The organism is Echinicola arenosa (assembly GCF_014841125.1).
GTDB classification, from domain to species: Bacteria; Bacteroidota; Bacteroidia; order Cytophagales; family Cyclobacteriaceae; genus Echinicola; species Echinicola arenosa.
Window position 1 is genome coordinate 433,575 of the sequence record NZ_JACYTQ010000002.1, and the last position, 18,429, is coordinate 452,003.

Sequence of the window (18,429 nt, forward strand, 5' to 3'; positions counted from 1 at the left end):
GTGTTCTACTCAAACAGTGGCCTGCAAATCAACTATCAAACTTATTTTACGGCATTGAGCTGGCAATGGCCTTACTCTCAAACGCCCCCTCAAGCTCTATCACTAAATGGCTGTCGTCATCATCTCCTCCGATCAGCAAGACCAAATCACTGATAATATCATCCCCTTTTGAGTAAAAGGCAATCTCACTGTCCTTTTCCGATAACTCCATCATCAACTCATACTTTTCCTTTTTCAACCCTTTGGCTAAGGCTTTAAAATCGGCTTTGGCTTCACTTCCATTTACAGGAAGTTTGAAAAGTTTCATCCTCTCCACCGACTTGGCAATTGCCTTCATCCCTTCTTCATCAAAATCAATATCAAACCCCTCTGCAAAATCAAAAAAGCTTCCTGCCAAATCCAAGTGAAAGAATTCCTCAGTACCCTTATATTTCTCATAAAGTGAAGCAACACTTTTACTTTGTGCCTGAGCAAAAAGACTCATCCCCATCAGGGCTACGATCATCAATAACTTTTTCATATTTATTCCATTTTAATGTTAGGTATCTTATTCACTCAGTCTATTTATTCTTCTTTTTTCCACTACTATACTCGTTCATTCCTGGCAGATCAGTTTTTTCTGCCAGCATGTTGAGATCTTGATAGGTAAAACTTCCCAGCATGCTTAGCAAAGTAAATTCACCTTCAGAGCCAGAAAGCATCAGCAATTCTGCAACTTTTCCATTCTCTTCTCTTACCATAAATTTGAGACTACTCCCCTTGTCCTGAACATCCATCAAATCCTCATATTTATTCCTGTTCAATGTTCCCATTGCTTCTTTGTACAAGGCCATTCCATCCACATCTTCACCGCTCAGAATTCGAATACCCTTTACTTTAGAGATCAACTCTCCCATGTCTTTGGCATCCTGGTCATCGCCATCTGCTGCTGCGGACTTCAAGAAACCACCAGCCATCTGCATCATTTTTGGGCTGATATAAACCCTGGAAAAATCATCGCTCTCCATATACTTGGAGAAGAACTTCACGATGGCATCATCTTGCGCCTGAACTGCAGTTGCCACTAACACCAGCACCAATAGACTAATTATTTTTTTCATTTCTCCTCCTCTTTTATTTCTTTGATATTAAATAGGTCATTTGTCGTATTCAAATATTTCATATCATCCATCACCTGAAGTGACGACGTCCCTTTTTTCATGTTCTTTTGTATCATGGCTAGCGCTTCCACTACCTTCTCATAAGCCTCTTCTTCTTCCATTCGTCTTTGTTGTTCAATAAAAAGCCAACCAAATACCAAAAAGACCAAAACAACAGCCGCTACCCTTTGCCATAATCCCAAACTTCGTTCAGCTTTTGGTGCTGGTTTTTTTGTTGGCTCTTCCCTCTTAAACTCTGATAAACCTAGAAAAAACATTTTTTCACCCTCAAAACCTTCAACCTTTCTTAAAAGCTCCATGAGGAGTTTTTCTTCTTCAAGAGAAGTTTTACCTTCAAAATATTTATCCAATAATGCCCTAACCTGTTCTTCCATAATTTCCTTTTTCCTGTAAAAAAGATTTTAGCCTCTTTCTGGCCCTGAACAAATTTACTTTTACTTGCTCTGTACTGATTTCCAGATATTCAGCAATTTCTTCATAAGTCAAACCCTCCACTTCTCTTAATTGAAAGATTTCCTGTTGCTTTTCAGGCAAATCCTTCAAAAACTTAAAGACCATTTTCAAAGCCGGTGAAACATCCTCTGCGGCATCCATAGGCATTTCTGGCAAATCATCTTGAGTTTCTAAAACCATCCACCGCCTTTGTTCCCTTAACTTTTGAAGACTTTGGTTTCTTACTACCCGGACCATCCATCCTGTTGGGTTTTCCATTTTTTGAAGCTGGTCTCTCTGGGCCCAAGCTTTCTCCAACGCTTCTTGCACAGCATCCTCTGCCTCATCCCGGCTTTTCAACCATAGATAAGCCATGCGATAAAGCTTGCTTCTCAACGACCAGATATATGCTTCAAAAAATGTCTTCATTCATGTAGATAATGAGGATGAATCTCCAATGTTACAGAATTAGCATAAAATATTTATAAATATTTACAAACAACTTACTTCCAGCAAAATACACTTACACACTTTGAATCCCCGTACCATCCATACAGATGATAACTGACCAAATCATAAAGCTGAGGGGACAACATTTACCAATACTTTATGGTAACCTCATATATTCCACGTGGTATCCTTTTTTGCCTTTCTGAAGAACGGGAAAGCCCCGGTTTTAATGCAGCCGACCTACAACTACCCTTCAACATCTTAACAATAACCCTCGGATAAATCGGTTACTCAGTCTACTTTCCTTTGGATCAAACAGGCTTCTCACCCAAATTATCTTCGGATTTCACTCGGTAGTTTCCGAGGGTGATCCGAAGGAGATCCGAAAGAGATCCCTGAGTGATCCGAAGATTATTCTGTTTTCTCCCAAATAAAGGTCTAGACTAGGTAAGGGCTATGTAAGCCGAAATGGGAAGGAACACCTGAATTCCATCAAGGCAGCACTGCCATCAAACCTAAAAATTTGAGAGCTATTAGCTAAGGTTTTACGGAACCAAACAAGACACTGCATGAAGACCATCAACATGCCGATCTTCTTGGTCTGGAGCGGCAGGAGGTATAAAGGTCATTGATTAAAAAAACCGTTGCGTTAGTTGATTAATCCCAAAATGTACAATAGAAAACCTATTACGGGGATTTCGGTCCATGGTAGCCGAACTTTATCCCGTTCCTCATTATCACAATAGTCCTAATGTTCTAAAAATTATATTTCCCCAAAGAGGGAATATTTCAAATTCATTCACCCTCTATAGGCTTCATTCAAACAAAATAGATTAATTTTAAATTATATTTTAAAATAGTATGCATGCGCACTATTTGATTACTTTGTATAAAATTCAAAGCAATAAACTCATGAAAAAGATCATCAAACCTTCCAAAGACAAGCTGAAAAATAAGGGCATAAAAAAAGCCTTGAATTTCTTCAAGGCTTGTGGTGATGAGTGGGCTCGAACCACCGACTCACGGATTTTCAGTCCGATGCTCTACCAACTGAGCTACATCACCGTTGTAAAGTGATGCAAAGGTAGGCAAATGTTCTTTTCATGCAAACCTTATAGACAAAAAAATAACAATAAAACTACAGGGTCTATATTAAATAATTCACTATGAGTATTTTACCTCAGATAATATTTTTACTTTTTTTTGCAGCCACTGGCTATGTGCTTTACAAAAGGGTTTCTTTCCTTAAAAGAAATATACAGCTAGGCAAAGCCGAAAGTAGAAACGATCGATCCACTGAGAGATGGCAAACCATGGCCTTGGTTGCCTTTGGCCAAAAGAAAATGTTCAAGCGTTGGATTCCTGCCCTACTTCACCTGTTGGTTTATCTTGGCTTTATTGTCATCAACCTTGAAGTAGCTGAATTTATCATTGACGGTATCACAGGACAACACCGGATTTTCGCTCCACTTCTAGGGGGAGCTTATACTTTTGCAATGAACTTCTTTGAGTTTTTGGCAGTAGGTGTTCTGATCTCTTGTATTATTTTCCTAATCAGAAGAAATATTACCAAAGTCCCAAGACTTTCTATGAAAGAACTGAAAGGCTGGCCTGCTTTGGACGCCAATTTGATTTTGGTCATTGAAATTTGTTTGATGATGGCCATTCTTAAAATGAATGCCGCTGATCAAATCCTTGCATCTAGAGGAGTGGAACATTACACGCAGCTAGGCCCTCTCTTCTTTAGCAGTCTGCTCAAGCCAATGTTAGTTGGTTTTAGCGATAGCTTTTTGATGTTTATTGAACGGGCAGCTTGGTGGTTTCATATTGTTGGCATATTGGGTTTTGCGATCTATGTTACCTATTCCAAACATTTGCACATCTTCTTGGCCTTTCCCAACACTTGGTACTCCAACCTTAAGCCTAAAGGAGAAATGGCCAATATGCCTGAAGTAACCAATGAAGTGAATATGATGCTGGGAATTCCAACTGAAGGAAATACCGAACCACCCGCTGAAATTGGCCGCTTTGGAGCCAAGGACATCAATGACTTGAGCTGGGTCAATATCATGAATGCCTACTCTTGTACCGAATGTGGACGATGCACTTCAGAATGTCCAGCTAATATTACAGGCAAAAAACTTTCTCCCAGAAAGGTGATGATGGATGTCCGTGACAGGGCGGAGGAAGTAGGCAAAAGTATAGATACTGGAGGGAAAGGCCTAGAAGATGGAAAGTCGCTTTTAGGTGATTACATTTCCCAAGAAGAAATCAATGCTTGTACCAGCTGTAATGCCTGCGTGGAAGCTTGCCCTGTTAACATTGACCCATTATCTATTATTCTTCAAATGCGCCGTTATATTGCCATGGAAGAAAGTGGTTCTCCGGCCCAATGGAATGCGATGTTTCAAAATATGGAAACCAGTTTTTCGCCTTGGAAATTTTCACCATCAGATCGTTTCAACTGGGCCGAAAAGGTGAAAGATGAAGAAATGAAGTAGAGGTAAACAGCTATAGCCTTTTTAATTAAATGAATTTAAAGTAAAGCGATATGTCAAATTATAAAGTACCCACCATGGCCGAAATGGCAGCCTCTGGAGATAATCCAGAAATCCTTTTTTGGGTAGGTTGTGCTGGGTCTTTTGATGAGAGATACAAGGCCGTAACCCAGGCTTTTGTCAAAATCCTAAATAAAGTAGGGGTGAGTTTTGCTGTACTTGGGCCAGAAGAGGCCTGTACAGGAGACCCAGCAAGACGAGCAGGAAATGAATTCCTTTTCCAAATGCAGGCCGTAGCCAACATCCAGGTCATGAATGGCTATGACGTCAAAAAAGTAGTCACTGCATGCCCCCATTGTTTCAACACTATTAAAAACGAATACCCTGCTTTGGGAGGAAATTACGAAGTCATCCACCACAGCCAGTTTCTCCAGACATTGATCAATGAGGGGAAAATTGTCATGAAAGGTGGCGGTGAATTTAAAGGTAAAAAAATCACCTTTCATGACTCTTGCTACCTTGGCCGAGCCAACAATGTTTACGAAGCCCCTAGGGAAATCATCAAAGCCTTGGACGTGGAATTGGTAGAAATGAAACGATGCCGTACCAAAGGCCTCTGCTGTGGCGCTGGCGGTGCCCAGATGTTCAAAGAACCTGAAGCAGGCAAAAAAGACATCAATATAGAGAGAACGGAAGAAGCCTTGCGAACCGGGGCATCCGCTATTGCCGTAGGTTGTCCTTTTTGTTTGACCATGATGTCCGATGGGGTGAAGAACAAAGAAAAAGAAAATGAAGTAAAGGTATTTGACCTTGCAGAATTAATAGCCAAAGATCAGGGACTTTCATAGGTCTCTGATTTTTGTTAACTTTTAACATCTTCTTTCACTTAACTTTTAATAAGTATATGAATCTTTTTATCATCAATTTTTCAGGAATTAGTATCGGCATAATCGCAACTCTTGCAATTCTGCTTCCAGTCTGGGCCATTTTCGATTTGGTGTATTCCAAATTTGTTGGCAAAAACACCAAACTACTTTGGATAGTCCTGATTTTCGCCTTTCCATTTATAGGTCCATTAGCTTATTTTATTGTAGGTAGAAGGGATAAAATCATAAACTCTTAATAAATATTATGGACACTTTCTTCTCTTTAGGCATTGCAGGAATGCTCTTTGGGCTAATTCCCCTTGCCATTTTTATTTGGGCCTTAGTAGATGTCATTCAAGCCAAATTTGCCTCCAGTGATACCAAACTAATCTGGGTGATCGTGATAATTTTGGTGCCTTTTATCGGGTCAATCCTCTATCTGGTAATTGGAAGGAAAAGCAAATTGAATCAATACTAAACTTCAACCAGCATGATGAAAATTATCTTGTTATTCACCCTCATTCCTCTTGCTTTAATGGTCTGGGCATTGGTGGATGTGCTTACCGCTGAATTTGCAGACAGCAACACTAAATTGATTTGGGTAATCGTCATTCTTCTCTTACCATTTTTAGGTTCAATCCTATACCTTTTGATTGGCCGTAAAGAAAAAACGCGGACATTTTGAACAAAAAATCATTCTAAAAGAATCATTAGCACCTTTTTTAACGTTTGATTAAAAGGGGTTTTTCATGCCCAAATACTTAGATTTACATTTTAAAGAATAAAAAGACATTATGTATTTGCCATTTGAAGAAATGCCTGATTCTGCCAGAGTCTGGGTTTATCAAGGAAACAGAAAATTCAACAAAGAAGAAATAGACCTTATTAGTTCCCGCCTTACAGCTTTCTGCAATCAGTGGAACACTCATGGCAACTTGATGCCAACTTCTTTTGACATCAAATATGATCAATTTATTATTCTTTCTGTCGATGAGTCTCAGCTAGGTGCCAGCGGCTGCTCTATTGACAGTTCCGTACAAACGCTTCGTGAACTGGACCAAGTATTACAAGCCAATTTATTAGACCAAGGGAAGGTATCTTTTGTTCATCAGGACGAAGTGACTATCAGCAGCTTGGGTGAAATCAAAGAATATATTCAATCCGGTGCACTAACTTCCACCACCAAAGTATTCAACCCTGTAATTCAGAAAAAAGAAGACCTGAACAGCAAGTGGATCATCCCTGCAGGAGAGAGTTGGTTAAACCGATATTTTAACAACTAATTATTTTAAAAGTTATATATTAGAGGACGTACACTCGATGAAAGCTTGACTTTATGATGAAAAATTGTTTTCTGTGTTTCATTTTTATGGCTCTTTTGACGGTTGGCTGTACCAGTCTTCCACAAAAAGGGAAAAGCCAGTTTTCCGCTGGAGAATATCAAACTGCCATTGGAACTTTTTCAAAAATACTGGCTGACAATCCTGATGATGCTGACGCCAATTACTATGTAGCAGAAAGTTACCGCCTTTCGAACCGCATTGAAAAAGCGCTTCCTTACTATGATAAATTACTCGAGGAAGAAGGATCATTTGAAAACTACTTCAAAAAAGCAAAAAGCCTTCATGATCAAGGGGATTATGAAGCTGCCGCAGAGGCCTACAGACAGGCCAAAGAGTTTACCAATAGTGATTCCTTGTTGGCTTTGGCTGACCTTGGAGCAGAAAACATCTCAAAAATCAAAGAAATCACAGACTATTGGCCTTATCATGAACTTCAGAACTACGAACTGTTAAACAGTTCAGGGATTGACTACGCTCCTATCGTCAGTGAGAACTTCCTTTATTTCACTAGTTCAAGAAGAGCAAGTGGAGCTTATCCTGCAACCGGACAAGGTTATACCAAATTGTTTCGAGCGCGTGCCGATGGAATAAAAGTAGATGTTCAAAATGTACAGGCATTACCAGAATTCAGGAACGAAGAAGGCCTTAATCAAGGCGCAATTGCCATTAGCCCTGATGGCAACACAATCATTTATGCAAGAGGAAATAGCACCAGTAAAAATGACCTTCCTGATGTAAGTCTCTTTATCTCCTATTTTAGGGGAACTGGTTTTACAGATCCAATTTGGATGCCCGTTAATGAAGAAGAGAGCTATTGGAATTCAACTCCAGCATTTAGCACTGACGGTTCCGTACTTTACTTTGCTTCCAACAGGCCTGGAGGTTACGGAGGAATTGACCTTTATAAAGCCACCAAGCTCGCCAATGGCGATTTCGGCAACGCCGAAAACCTGGGACCGCAAATTAATACTCCAGGTAATGAAATGTTTCCTAGACCAATGGGAGATCAGTTTTTCTTTGCTTCTGATGGACATCCTGGCTTTGGTAAGCTTGACCTCTTCGTGGCTGAAACCAAAGACGGCAAAAAAACAATTACCAATCTGGGCAAGAACATCAATTCAGTGGGAGACGATTTTGGAATATTCTTTACTGACTTTCCGAAAGAAGGCTTTCTTACTTCTAATAGAGACGGAGGAGTAGGTGACGACGATATTTATTATTTCCAAGACAATACGCCAAAACCAAAAGTGGTTAATGTATTCTTGAATGTCACCACCCTTCAAAAAACGCCGGAAGGAACAGAAACCACTTTACCTAGTACCAGAGTAGCATTATATGACAGTACCAAAAAAGCTACTGGCGGGGATTTCTCCAACCAACAGGGCAAGCTGAGATTCCGCTTGGAACCCAATGCTGAGTTTACCATGATTGCCTCTAAAAACGGTTACTTTACCAAAAGTATTCCTTATTCTACTGTGGGTAAAACACCCAAGCAAGAGGAGTTGATACAAGATGTCACCAATATCACTTTGGATACCACCATTGTCTTGGATAAGCTTGAATTAGAAAAATCCATTGTTCTAGAAAACATCTATTACGACCTTGACAAGGCTGACATTAGACCTGATGCAGCCGTTGAATTGGACAAGTTGGTTAAAATACTCATGGACAACCCGGAGATCAAGATCGAGCTTAGTTCCCACACCGATGCCCGTTCAAGTGATGAGTACAATAAAGACCTTTCCCAACGTCGTGCAGAATCTGCAGTCAATTATATTGTATCACAAGGAATTTCCAGAGACCGTTTAGTCGCCAAAGGCTATGGTGAGGAACAGTTGATCATAGAAAATGCACAGACTGAAGAAGAACACCAAACAAACAGAAGAACAGAGTTTAAGGTTATTGAAATCGAAGAAAAATAAATCAAAAACCCGGGCAGCAACCCGGGTTTTTTCTTTGCCCCAATTTTATTCTGTTTATTTCCTTAATACTATACAACATTCAAACATATATTTTCTCAATCCTTCTTAAAATCCTTAACTTTACGGCAATATTAACCAAGTCATTATTCTAATGGACGAAAGATATATGCAAAGGGGCGTTTCTGCCTCAAAAGAGGATGTGCACCAAGCCATTTCAAAACTTGACAAAGGACTCTTCCCTAAGGCATTTTGTAAAATAGTAGAAGACACCTTGGGCAATGACCCCAACTACTGTAATGTCATGCATGCGGATGGTGCCGGCACAAAATCTTCCCTAGCCTACTTGTACTGGAAGGAAACAGGAGACCTAAGCGTATGGAAGGGAATTGCACAGGATGCCATCATCATGAATATCGATGACTTACTTTGTGTGGGAGCCATCAACAATATCTTGGTTTCCTCCACCATTGGAAGAAATAAAAACCTAATTCCAGGCGAAGTGATTTCAGCTATCATCAACGGCACTGAGGAAGTCCTACAAATGCTTCGGGAAAACGGCGTAAATGCCGTGCTTACAGGAGGTGAAACTGCCGATGTAGGAGACTTGGTTAGGACCATCATCGTGGACAGTACAGTGACGGCCAGAATGCGCAGGGATGAAGTCATCTCCAATGACAATATCAAAGCTGGCGACGTAGTAGTCGGCATCGCCTCCCATGGACAAGCCAAGTATGAGACCGCTTATAATGGTGGCATGGGCAGTAATGGCCTTACTTCTGCCAGACATGATGTCTTTAACAAGGTCTTAAAAACCAATTACCCGGAGAGCTTTGATCCATCAGTTCCTGACAATTTGGTCTATACTGGCAAATACAACCTTACCGATCCAGCTCCAGGTACTTCCGTTGATGTAGGTAAATTGGTACTTTCTCCAACAAGAACTTATGCCCCTATCATGGTAGAAGCGTTGAAATACTTAAGACCTCAAATCCATGGTTTGGTGCATTGTAGCGGTGGCGCACAAACCAAAGTATTGCACTTCGTTGACAATGTACATGTCATCAAGGACAACCTCTTTGAAACTCCTCCTCTTTTCAAGATCATCCAAGAAGAGAGTGGTACTGACTGGAAAGAGATGTACAAAGTCTTCAATATGGGACACCGAATGGAAGTGTATCTTGAAGAAAAATATGCTGAAGAGATCATCGACATTGCCGAGTATCATGGCGTGGACGCACAAATCATTGGACGAGTAGAACCTCATGATGGTAAAAAAGTAACCATTAAAAGTGAGCACGGAACTTTTGAATATTAATCAAGAGAAATAATATGCTTCGTAAAATACTTAAAACATTGGCCTGGATAACAGGCCTTTTACTTTTACTGGCCTTTTTTCTCCTAGATGAGGTGGATTGGTCAGAACCTCGGGACAAAGCCTATTATCAGGAAACTTTAAAGGCCATTGATCAGCTTGAACCAAGCTCTTCCCAAGGGGATGCCTGGTTGGCAGGTTGGTCGCGTGTAAATGTAACTCCCCAATCACCCGTTGATCTGGTGGGCTATAAACCTAGGGGGAAATATGAGTTTGTGGAGGACAGTAGCTTTGTCAAGGCCTTGGTCTTGGGGAATGGGCATCAAAACATCGCCTACCTCAATTATGAACTTTTGATTGTACATCCATTCCTTGCCTCTTCCATCCAGAAAAGTATCAAAGAATCCAAGCTTCCCATCAACCAAGTCTATTTTACAGCAACCCACACCCACAGTGGCATGGGTGGATACATCCCAGGGCTTATGGGCAAAATTGCTTTTGGAGGTTATGAGGAGGAAATTGTCCAGATGCTTGCAACCAAAACTGTCCAAAGCATTCAAGAAGCCCTTTCCAATCAAGATCACGTACGAATCACTTATGAGCGATATGCCGCTCCTCAGTTTGTAGCCAATAGGTTTATTCCCGATGATCCTGTAGATCCTTTTATCAGGCAACTCATCTTTACTAAACCAAATGGCGCTAAAGGAACTTTATTCACTTATACCGCCCATGCCACCTGCTTGAGCAGCAAGTTCATGGGACTCTCTGGTGATTATCCTTTTTACCTCACAAAGGATATGATGGATGATTATGACTTTTCACTTTTCGCCGCAGGAACAGTCGGAAGTCACCGTCCTTTGGCACCAGGAAACACACCCAAGGATATAAGAACTTATGCCCATCAGTTGGATAGCTTGATGGAAGCCGGACCAATAAGTACTGATACCATTCAATCTAACCTGATAAAACTAGCAACACTCAAGCCCACTTTACCAGAAGCTACTTATAGGGTTTCTAACAATATCAGATTACGGCCTTGGCTATTCAATAGCCTATTTGGAGATACCAACAGCCATTTTGACTTGGTACAAATAGGAAACACCTTGATGATTTCCAGTAGTGGCGAAATATCCGGAGTATTTTATAAAAAGTGGGAAAAATTGGCCAAAGAAAAAGGACTCAACCTAATGATTACTTCCTTCAACGGCGGCTATATGGGGTATATAGTTCCAGATGTTTATTATAACAGAAATTACCACGAGGTTCGGGACATGAACTGGTATGGCCCTTATAGTGGCTCATTCTATGATGCCATCATCACTGCTATTATTTCTTCGGTGAAATAATAGCAGCTTTATCATTACTTTCCTTCAGCTTTACTATCGGCATCCTAGAAAAATAATCAGCAGGGATCTCTACCACTTTGATTTTTCCGCTAAAACTTTTCGACATTTCTAGAATTTTCATATTTGGATCCACAAACACTACCTCATTGGTTCCTTTCATGCTATTTCGAGACAATAAGACTTCTCGAATAGCACCAGGAGACAGAGAAAAGCTAAGACTGTCACTTTTCAAAGGTTCCAAATTAAAAGTTTGAGGAACGGTATCATTGCCTATCAGGCTATCCACCTCTTGAGCATACAATCCCGCAGAAACGAGAAACAGCCCTATAAAAATCAACGGCTTTTTCATATCAATAATTATGTGATCGAGTCATAATATAGCCTCTAAAAAAGGCTTTATCAAAAAAACAACGTTAAAGCTAGTTAATAGGTTTCACACACAGCCAACTCCTTATCCAATCTCCTTTATAGTTCTTTGAATCGCTAATATACCAGCCGTATTTATCAAAAAAGAATTTATAGTTGGGCAAATCATTTCGAGGGTTTTTGGTTATAATTCTAAAAAACTGAATCATCACAAATTGAATCCACCTTCTATCAGATCTATTAAAAAAATCTGTAAAAATCCACTTGGCGCTCTGTGCTAAACGTTTTTGCAATTCACCAAAAAGATTATCCAACTCTTTCTCTGGCAGAATGTCCAGCAGGTATTGTGTGATAATCACATCAAATTTTTTCAAAGGTAAATCTTGAAAATCACTTTGATGGATAAATTCAATATTCCCTTGCCCTACTGCTTTTGTGTTTTTCTTAGCTTTTTCGATCATCTTCTCAGAGGCCTCCACGAAGCATATTTCTCCATTTCCTCCCACCATTGATCGAATATATGAAAGGTTTGAACCTGTCCCTCCTCCAACTATTAGCACTTTGTCTCCATTATTTATATGATCTAAAAATGCCAGTTTGCTTTCTCGATACCCCTTTCCCAAAACCAAAACCGCCAGTTGATCATAAAAAAACACCACTTTGTCATAAAGGTTCTTTTCCATTTTATAAAGATAGTGTTTTGTAATCAGGCCACCTGCTTCAGCAAGAGCAGCCCAAGCAAAATTGGTGGCAATATTTTTGTACATTTAATTTCATCTTTAATTTTTAACAACCCAAAATTGACATGAAAAACCTATTGAAATCTTTTTCTGGCATAAAGTCCCTGATTAAGAATATAGACTTCGCCAAACTCAACGAGCTTTCCCAAAAAGTAGACCTCAACGAAATGGTCGGTGTGGTGTCCAAAATGAGTGAGGAAGACCTCGCCAAAATGATGAAGATGATGAAGGGAGGAGGAAAGAAAAAAGAAATTCCTGAAGTCAATGGAGATTTTTATACACTCGAAAAAACATTGCCTCCTCATGAACAAGAGATCATCGCCCAAGTAAGGGATTTTATGGAGAAGGAAATTCGGCCTATTGCCAATGAATATTGGAATAAGGGGCATTTCCCGATGCATATTATCCCTAAGATGGCTAAGCTGAACATTGCTGGCTTAACTTATAAAGGCTATGGCTGCCCTGGACACTCTGCCTTATTAGAAGGCTTTTTGGCCATGGAAATGGCCCGGGTAGATACTTCTATATCTACCTTTTTCGGAGTTCAATCAGGCTTGGCCATGGGTTCCATATATGTCTGTGGTTCTGAAGAGCAAAAAACGGAATGGTTGCCTCAAATGCAGAAAATGGAGATCATTGGTGCTTTTGGGTTGACTGAACCAAAAGTTGGCTCAGGTGTGGCTGGGGGATTGACCACAACATGTAAACGCGAAGGAGATGAATGGGTGATCAACGGACAGAAAAAGTGGATCGGAAACGCAACTTTCTCCGACATTACCATCATATGGGCAAGGGATTTAGATGATCAGCAAGTAAAAGGTTTCATCGTCAAAAAAGACAATCCAGGCTTTCATCCAGAAAAGATTGAAAATAAAATGGCCTTAAGGACCGTCCAAAATGCACTGATAACCATGAAAGATTGTAGGGTACCGGAAAGTGACAGACTTCAAAATGCCAACTCATTTAAAGACACTTCTGAAATTCTTCGATTGACCAGAGCCGGTGTGGCCTGGCAAGCAGTCGGCTGTGGAAGGGGAGCTTATGAAGCGGCTTTGAGATACACCAATGAGCGAAAACAGTTTGGACGACCGATAGCGGGTTTTCAGTTGGTACAAGACTTATTGGTCACGATGCTTGGAGACCTTACCGCCATGCAAACCATGGTCTATCGACTCTCCCAAATGCAGGATGCGGGAGAATTGAAAGACGAACATGCTTCCCTTGCCAAAGTTTTCTGTACACTGAGGATGCGAACGATAGTAGACCATTCTCGGGAATTGTTTGGCGGAAATGGTATTCTACTGGAATATGATATAGCCCGGTTTGTAGCTGATGCAGAAGCCATTTATAGCTATGAAGGCACTAAGGAAATCAACTCCTTGATCGTAGGAAGGGCAATCACAGGTCAAAGCGCTTTTGTTTAGAATTCTCAAAAAACAAATATCAATAGAAAAGGAAGCATGTATGCAGCATCAATTTGTCTTCGTACAGCTTCCTTATTGTCTTTAGAACGGAGGAAAGCAAGGGCATGAATCAAAAACATGATCAGTAACACCAATGCATACAAATAATACATTGAGCTCAAAAAGAAAAATAAACTGAGGATATAAGCTAGACCAATATATAATAAGCCACTTAATAGATTTTTGGTAAGCCCTTCTCCCAAAACATTCACAATAGAATTCATATTATCCTTCTTGTCACTGTCTTTGTCCATATAGGACAGCAATAGCAAATTAAACCAAGCCATCAGAAAGTAGCCAAATGCAAAAAACCAGAAAGCCTTAGGAAGTCCTCCTTCTGGAAAACGAATCAATGGTACTAGGGTTATTCCGGCAGTATAAAAAGCCGCTGTGGAAAGTTCCTTAAGGAATGTCATTTTCTTACCAAAAAACTTAAGAAACATGATATTCCCTACTATCATGGTTCCTAATAAGAGTCCAAATGTGATCAAACGAGAAAACTTGATGTAATTAAATGCCAAATAAAGTCCTGTAATCCCTACCAAAAAAAGCCAAACCAAAAGTTTATTAAAGTTTTCTTGATGAAAGAGATGCCTTGCAGAACTCGCCTGACCTTCAATATTTCTGGCATCCATCAGGTGGTCAAAAGTATAAATCCCCCAAACAGCTAGAGACATTAAAATATAGACAACCGGTGTCAGGCTAATACCTAATAAATGCTGAAAAAAAAACAATCCCGCACACGCTCCCAGTACCACATCTAAAGAGAGCCATTGAAAATAATTATAATATTTATTAAGTACATGTGCCATCCAATAGTAAATATACAATCCAACTAATAGTTTTGGAATGATATAGTTATATTTAACACAGTCAATTTTATTTCAAACCTAATAAACCATCTAAATGAAAAGAATTCTTTTAAGCAACTTATTTCTTTTTTTCTTAAGCATTGCCGCCATTGCCCAGTCTCCAGTGAAAGTAGCATGCGTAGGAAACAGCATCACTCAAGGACCGGGCAGAGACCATCCGGACAGCTGGCCTTTATTAATGGAAGACATCTTAGGGGAAAGCTTTTTGGTTAAGAATTTTGGTGTTAGTGGAAGAACTTTGCTCAAAAATGGTGACTACCCTTATTGGAATGAACCACAGTTTAAGGAAGTCCAAGATTTTGAAGCAGATATTTTAGTGATCAAACTGGGCACCAATGACTCCAAACCTCAGAACTGGAAATACAAGGATGAATTTGTCGCTAATTATATTGATCTCATCAATACCTTTAAAGCAAGCATGCCTGAAGATGGAGAAGTGTACATCTGTATTCCGGTTCCAGTTTTCAAAGATAACTTTGGTATCACTGAAAGTGTTATGGTAGATGAAATGAGGCCAATGCTAATGGAGGTTGCCAAAAAGACCCATTCAAAATTGATCAACTTATACAAGCCGCTCCAAAAGCACGGAGATCTTTTTGCAGATGGAGTTCATCCCAACAAAGAAGGGAATTTGCTGATGGCTGAAGCAGTCGCCAAAAAAATCAAATAATAAAAAAGCTCCGCAAATTGCGGAGCTTTTCATTCTTATCCTGAAATCGCTCTAATTAAGAAGCCACTTCTTCTTCGTAATCCTCAGTTGGGATACAGCTACAAACCAAATTTCTGTCGCCATAAGCAGAGTCAATTCTTCTCACTGTTGGCCAGAATTTGCTGTTCCTAACATATTCCAAAGGATAAACAGCTTTCTCTCTTGAATAAGGCAAATCCCAATCATCACTCATCACCATCTTAGCAGTATGAGGTGCATTTTTTAGCACATTGTTTTCTGCATCCGCTTTTCCTTCTTCGATTTCTCTGATTTCCTCCCTGATAGAGATCAAGGCATCACAGAATCTATCCAATTCAGCTTTGGTTTCTGACTCTGTTGGTTCGATCATCAAAGTACCTGCTACAGGGAAAGATACTGTCGGAGAGTGGAATCCATAATCGATCAATCTTTTGGCGATATCTTCCACTTCAATACCTACATTTTTGAATTCCCTGAAATCCACAATCATCTCGTGAGCCGCTCGTCCCTGAGAACCTGTGTACAAAATAGGGAAATATTCACTCAACCTTTCTTTGATATAGTTTGCATTCAAGATGGCAGTTTGAGTAGCATGTTTCAAGCCCTCTCTGCCCATCATCGCAATATAAGCATAAGAAATAGGCAAAATACTGGCGCTACCAAATGGAGCTGCAGAGATGGCTGTAATGGCTTCCTGTCCACCAGTCTTCACCAAAGGATTGCTTGGCAAGAATGGTTCAAGGTGCTTGGCCACACAAATAGGCCCCATACCTGGTCCACCGCCACCGTGAGGAATACAGAAAGTCTTGTGCAAGTTCAAGTGACAAACATCAGCACCAATATTACCAGGGCTGGTCAATCCTACCTGCGCGTTCATATTGGCTCCGTCCATGTAAACTTGGCCTCCATTGTCATGGATGATTTGACACATTTCTCTGATGGCTTCTTCAAACACCCCATGAGTGGAAGGATAAGTCACCAAGAAAGAGGAAAGGTTATCCTTATGCTTTTCCGCTTTTTCTTTTAGGTCTTCAATATCAATGTTCCCTAGGTCATCACACTTCACAATGACTACTTTCATACCGGCCATTACAGCGGAAGCAGGGTTAGTCCCGTGAGCAGATGAAGGAATCAAAGCAATATTTCTGTGTGCTTCGCCTCTGCTCTCATGATAAGCCCTAATGACCATCAAACCAGCAAACTCCCCTTGTGCTCCAGAGTTGGGCTGCAAAGAAGTTTCGGTAAAGCCAGTGATTTCTGAAAGCCAGTTTCTCAAGTCTTGAAACAACTCATAGTAACCCGCTGCCTGATCCTGTGGCGCATATGGATGCAATTGGCCGAATTCAGGCCAAGTTACAGGAATCATCTCAGCAGTAGCGTTTAGTTTCATGGTACATGATCCCAAAGAAATCATGGAGTGCACCAATGAAAGGTCACGATTTTCCAATCGTTTGATATATCTCAACATCTCATGCTCGGAATGGAAAGCATTGAAGATCATGTGCCCCATATAATCCGATGTCCTGTTGAGTCCATCAGAAACATTAAAATCAAGGTTTTCGATCAAAGGCTTAAGATCCACCACATCTGCACTCAAATGCGTAGTCCTGGCAAACACTTCAAGGATACCTTTTACATCTTCAATCGTCTTGCCCTCATCAAATGCCAAATACACATAACCTGGCTCATAACGGAAGTTCATCTCATGGGAAAGCGCAAAAGCTTTCACCTTAGATTGTTGAACATCATCTACTTTGATTTTGATGGTATCGAAGAAATTCTTGTTCTCTTGTTTGAATCCAAGCTGCTCCAGTCCTTGCCCAGTCAATTTGGCCAAGCCATGAATCTTGGAAGCAATATCTTTTAGTCCATTTGGTCCATGGTACACACCATACATCCCTGCCATTACTGCCAACAATACCTGAGCAGTACAAATATTAGAGGTAGCTCTCTCTCTTTTGATATGTTGTTCTCTAGTTTGTAAGGCCATTCTATAAGCCTTATTACCATCTTTATCTACAGAGATACCAATTATTCTTCCTGGCACCTGTCTTTTGAAGGCATCTTTAGTGGCAAAATATGCAGCATGAGGTCCACCAAAGCCCATTGGCACGCCAAATCTTTGGGTAGTACCTACTACCACATCTGCGCCCATTTCACCTGGAGGGGTTAAAAGGGTCAAAGAAAGAAGATCAGCAGCAAAGGCTGTATAAACATTATTCGCTTTGGCAGTATCCACCAAGGCTTTATAGTTGATCGCTTCTCCGTCTGCATTAGGATATTGAAGCATTACACCATAAAGATCTGGATCAGTAAGATCCAAATCACTCAGCGCACCTTCAACCAACTCCACTCCTACAGGAATAGCACGCGTCTTCAAGATTTCTTTGGTCTGCACGAAAACTTTTTCATCCACAAAGAACTTCGCAGCTTTTTTCTTATCTCTTGGCCTGGTTGCATAAAGCATGTTCATCGCTTCAGCTGCCGCAGTTCCCTCATCCAATAAAGAAGCATTTGCCATCTCCATTCCTGTCAGGTCCATGACCATGGTCTGGAAGTTTACCAAAGCCTCCAATCTTCCTTGGGCAATTTCCGCTTGATAAGGAGTATAAGCCGTATACCATCCTGGATTTTCCAATACATTCCTTAAAATTACTCCAGGAACGATGGTGTCGTAATAGCCCAAACCAATAAATGATTTGTAGATTTTATTTTTAGATGCTAATTTTCTAAAGTCCTTCAAAAAGGTCGCTTCAGATTTGGCAGTGGGTAAATTCAGTGGCTTTTCCAGCTGAATCGCCTTCGGAATAGTTTGATCAATCAACTCTTCAATAGATGCAACTCCTATCTTTTCCAACATTTCCACCCTCTCCTGTAGAGAAGGCCCATTATGTCGATTTTCAAACTTTACTGAGGGGTTCAAATCAATTTTCATAATCCAGATAATGCGTATTATACTTGGGGAATATTC

General features: G+C 40.4%; 19 protein-coding genes and 1 tRNA gene. 11 read left to right on the forward strand and 9 right to left on the reverse strand.

The window, feature by feature from the left end; all coding sequences use genetic code 11:
- Window positions 1-46 precede the first annotated feature (46 nt).
- From IFO69_RS06630 to IFO69_RS06650, 5 genes are all read right to left on the reverse strand, one after another.
- Window positions 47-520: a DUF4252 domain-containing protein gene (locus tag IFO69_RS06630; RefSeq protein ID WP_192009286.1), complete on the reverse strand. Its 474-nt coding sequence runs from the start codon at window positions 518-520 to the stop codon at window positions 47-49.
- Window positions 521-560: 40 nt separating this feature from the next.
- Window positions 561-1,100, reverse strand: coding sequence for a DUF4252 domain-containing protein (locus IFO69_RS06635; protein WP_192009287.1), 540 nt, complete (start codon window positions 1,098-1,100; stop codon window positions 561-563).
- Window positions 1,097-1,534 carry a hypothetical protein gene (locus IFO69_RS06640; protein WP_192009288.1) on the reverse strand — a complete coding sequence of 146 codons (438 nt, stop codon included), beginning with the start codon at window positions 1,532-1,534 and terminating at the stop codon, window positions 1,097-1,099. The genes IFO69_RS06635 and IFO69_RS06640 overlap by 4 nt, the downstream gene beginning before the upstream one ends.
- Window positions 1,518-2,021 (reverse strand): RNA polymerase sigma factor, encoded by a 504-nt coding sequence (locus IFO69_RS06645; RefSeq protein WP_192009289.1) that lies wholly within the window; start codon window positions 2,019-2,021, stop codon window positions 1,518-1,520. The genes IFO69_RS06640 and IFO69_RS06645 overlap by 17 nt, the downstream gene beginning before the upstream one ends.
- Window positions 2,022-3,034: 1,013 nt before the next feature.
- Window positions 3,035-3,107: transfer RNA gene (locus IFO69_RS06650), tRNA-Phe, on the reverse strand.
- A gap of 101 nt (window positions 3,108-3,208) precedes the next feature.
- On the opposite strand from IFO69_RS06650, the gene IFO69_RS06655 reads away from it, so the two are divergent.
- From IFO69_RS06655 to IFO69_RS06695, 9 genes are all read left to right on the forward strand, one after another.
- Window positions 3,209-4,543 (forward strand): 4Fe-4S dicluster domain-containing protein, encoded by a 1,335-nt coding sequence (locus IFO69_RS06655; RefSeq protein ID WP_192009290.1) that lies wholly within the window; start codon window positions 3,209-3,211, stop codon window positions 4,541-4,543.
- Between the two features lie 50 nt (window positions 4,544-4,593).
- Window positions 4,594-5,388 (forward strand): (Fe-S)-binding protein, encoded by a 795-nt coding sequence (locus IFO69_RS06660; RefSeq protein ID WP_192009291.1) that lies wholly within the window; start codon window positions 4,594-4,596, stop codon window positions 5,386-5,388.
- A gap of 56 nt (window positions 5,389-5,444) precedes the next feature.
- Window positions 5,445-5,663, forward strand: a complete 219-nt coding sequence (locus IFO69_RS21850) for a PLDc N-terminal domain-containing protein (RefSeq protein WP_192009292.1) — start codon at window positions 5,445-5,447, stop codon at window positions 5,661-5,663.
- 8 nt (window positions 5,664-5,671) lie between these two features.
- Window positions 5,672-5,884 carry a PLDc N-terminal domain-containing protein gene (locus tag IFO69_RS06670; RefSeq protein ID WP_192009293.1) on the forward strand — a complete coding sequence of 71 codons (213 nt, stop codon included), beginning with the start codon at window positions 5,672-5,674 and terminating at the stop codon, window positions 5,882-5,884.
- Window positions 5,885-5,896: 12 nt separating this feature from the next.
- Window positions 5,897-6,091: a PLD nuclease N-terminal domain-containing protein gene (locus IFO69_RS06675; protein ID WP_192009294.1), complete on the forward strand. Its 195-nt coding sequence runs from the start codon at window positions 5,897-5,899 to the stop codon at window positions 6,089-6,091.
- Window positions 6,092-6,200: 109 nt separating this feature from the next.
- Window positions 6,201-6,689: a hypothetical protein gene (locus IFO69_RS06680; RefSeq protein WP_192009295.1), complete on the forward strand. Its 489-nt coding sequence runs from the start codon at window positions 6,201-6,203 to the stop codon at window positions 6,687-6,689.
- A 53-nt stretch (window positions 6,690-6,742) separates the two neighbouring features.
- Window positions 6,743-8,671, forward strand: a complete 1,929-nt coding sequence (locus tag IFO69_RS06685; RefSeq protein WP_192009296.1) for an OmpA family protein — start codon at window positions 6,743-6,745, stop codon at window positions 8,669-8,671.
- Window positions 8,672-8,822: 151 nt separating this feature from the next.
- Window positions 8,823-9,986: an AIR synthase related protein gene (locus IFO69_RS06690; protein ID WP_192009297.1), complete on the forward strand. Its 1,164-nt coding sequence runs from the start codon at window positions 8,823-8,825 to the stop codon at window positions 9,984-9,986.
- Window positions 9,987-10,000: 14 nt separating this feature from the next.
- A complete protein-coding gene (locus tag IFO69_RS06695; RefSeq protein ID WP_192009298.1) occupies window positions 10,001-11,329 on the forward strand; it encodes a neutral/alkaline non-lysosomal ceramidase N-terminal domain-containing protein in 1,329 nt (442 codons plus the stop codon).
- Here the strand turns inward: IFO69_RS06695 and IFO69_RS06700 are convergent.
- Together IFO69_RS06700 and IFO69_RS06705 are read right to left on the reverse strand one after the other, a co-directional pair.
- Window positions 11,310-11,678 carry a hypothetical protein gene (locus IFO69_RS06700; protein ID WP_192009299.1) on the reverse strand — a complete coding sequence of 123 codons (369 nt, stop codon included), beginning with the start codon at window positions 11,676-11,678 and terminating at the stop codon, window positions 11,310-11,312. The genes IFO69_RS06695 and IFO69_RS06700 overlap by 20 nt on opposite strands.
- Window positions 11,679-11,748: 70 nt before the next feature.
- Window positions 11,749-12,462, reverse strand: coding sequence for a class I SAM-dependent methyltransferase (locus IFO69_RS06705; protein WP_192009300.1), 714 nt, complete (start codon window positions 12,460-12,462; stop codon window positions 11,749-11,751).
- Window positions 12,463-12,500: 38 nt separating this feature from the next.
- Between IFO69_RS06705 and IFO69_RS06710 the strand changes: the two genes are divergently transcribed.
- A complete protein-coding gene (locus IFO69_RS06710) occupies window positions 12,501-13,859 on the forward strand; it encodes an acyl-CoA dehydrogenase family protein (RefSeq protein ID WP_192009301.1) in 1,359 nt (452 codons plus the stop codon).
- A gap of 5 nt (window positions 13,860-13,864) precedes the next feature.
- Here the strand turns inward: IFO69_RS06710 and IFO69_RS06715 are convergent, their stop codons facing one another.
- Window positions 13,865-14,710 carry a UbiA family prenyltransferase gene (locus IFO69_RS06715; protein WP_192009302.1) on the reverse strand — a complete coding sequence of 282 codons (846 nt, stop codon included), beginning with the start codon at window positions 14,708-14,710 and terminating at the stop codon, window positions 13,865-13,867.
- Window positions 14,711-14,804: 94 nt separating this feature from the next.
- On the opposite strand from IFO69_RS06715, the gene IFO69_RS06720 reads away from it, so the two are divergent.
- Window positions 14,805-15,440: a GDSL-type esterase/lipase family protein gene (locus IFO69_RS06720; RefSeq protein WP_192009303.1), complete on the forward strand. Its 636-nt coding sequence runs from the start codon at window positions 14,805-14,807 to the stop codon at window positions 15,438-15,440.
- 55 nt (window positions 15,441-15,495) lie between these two features.
- On the opposite strand, the gene gcvP is transcribed toward IFO69_RS06720, so the two are convergent.
- Complete coding sequence (gcvP, locus tag IFO69_RS06725; protein WP_192009304.1) at window positions 15,496-18,393, reverse strand: aminomethyl-transferring glycine dehydrogenase; 2,898 nt, start codon at window positions 18,391-18,393, stop codon at window positions 15,496-15,498.
- Window positions 18,394-18,429: the final 36 nt, after the last annotated feature.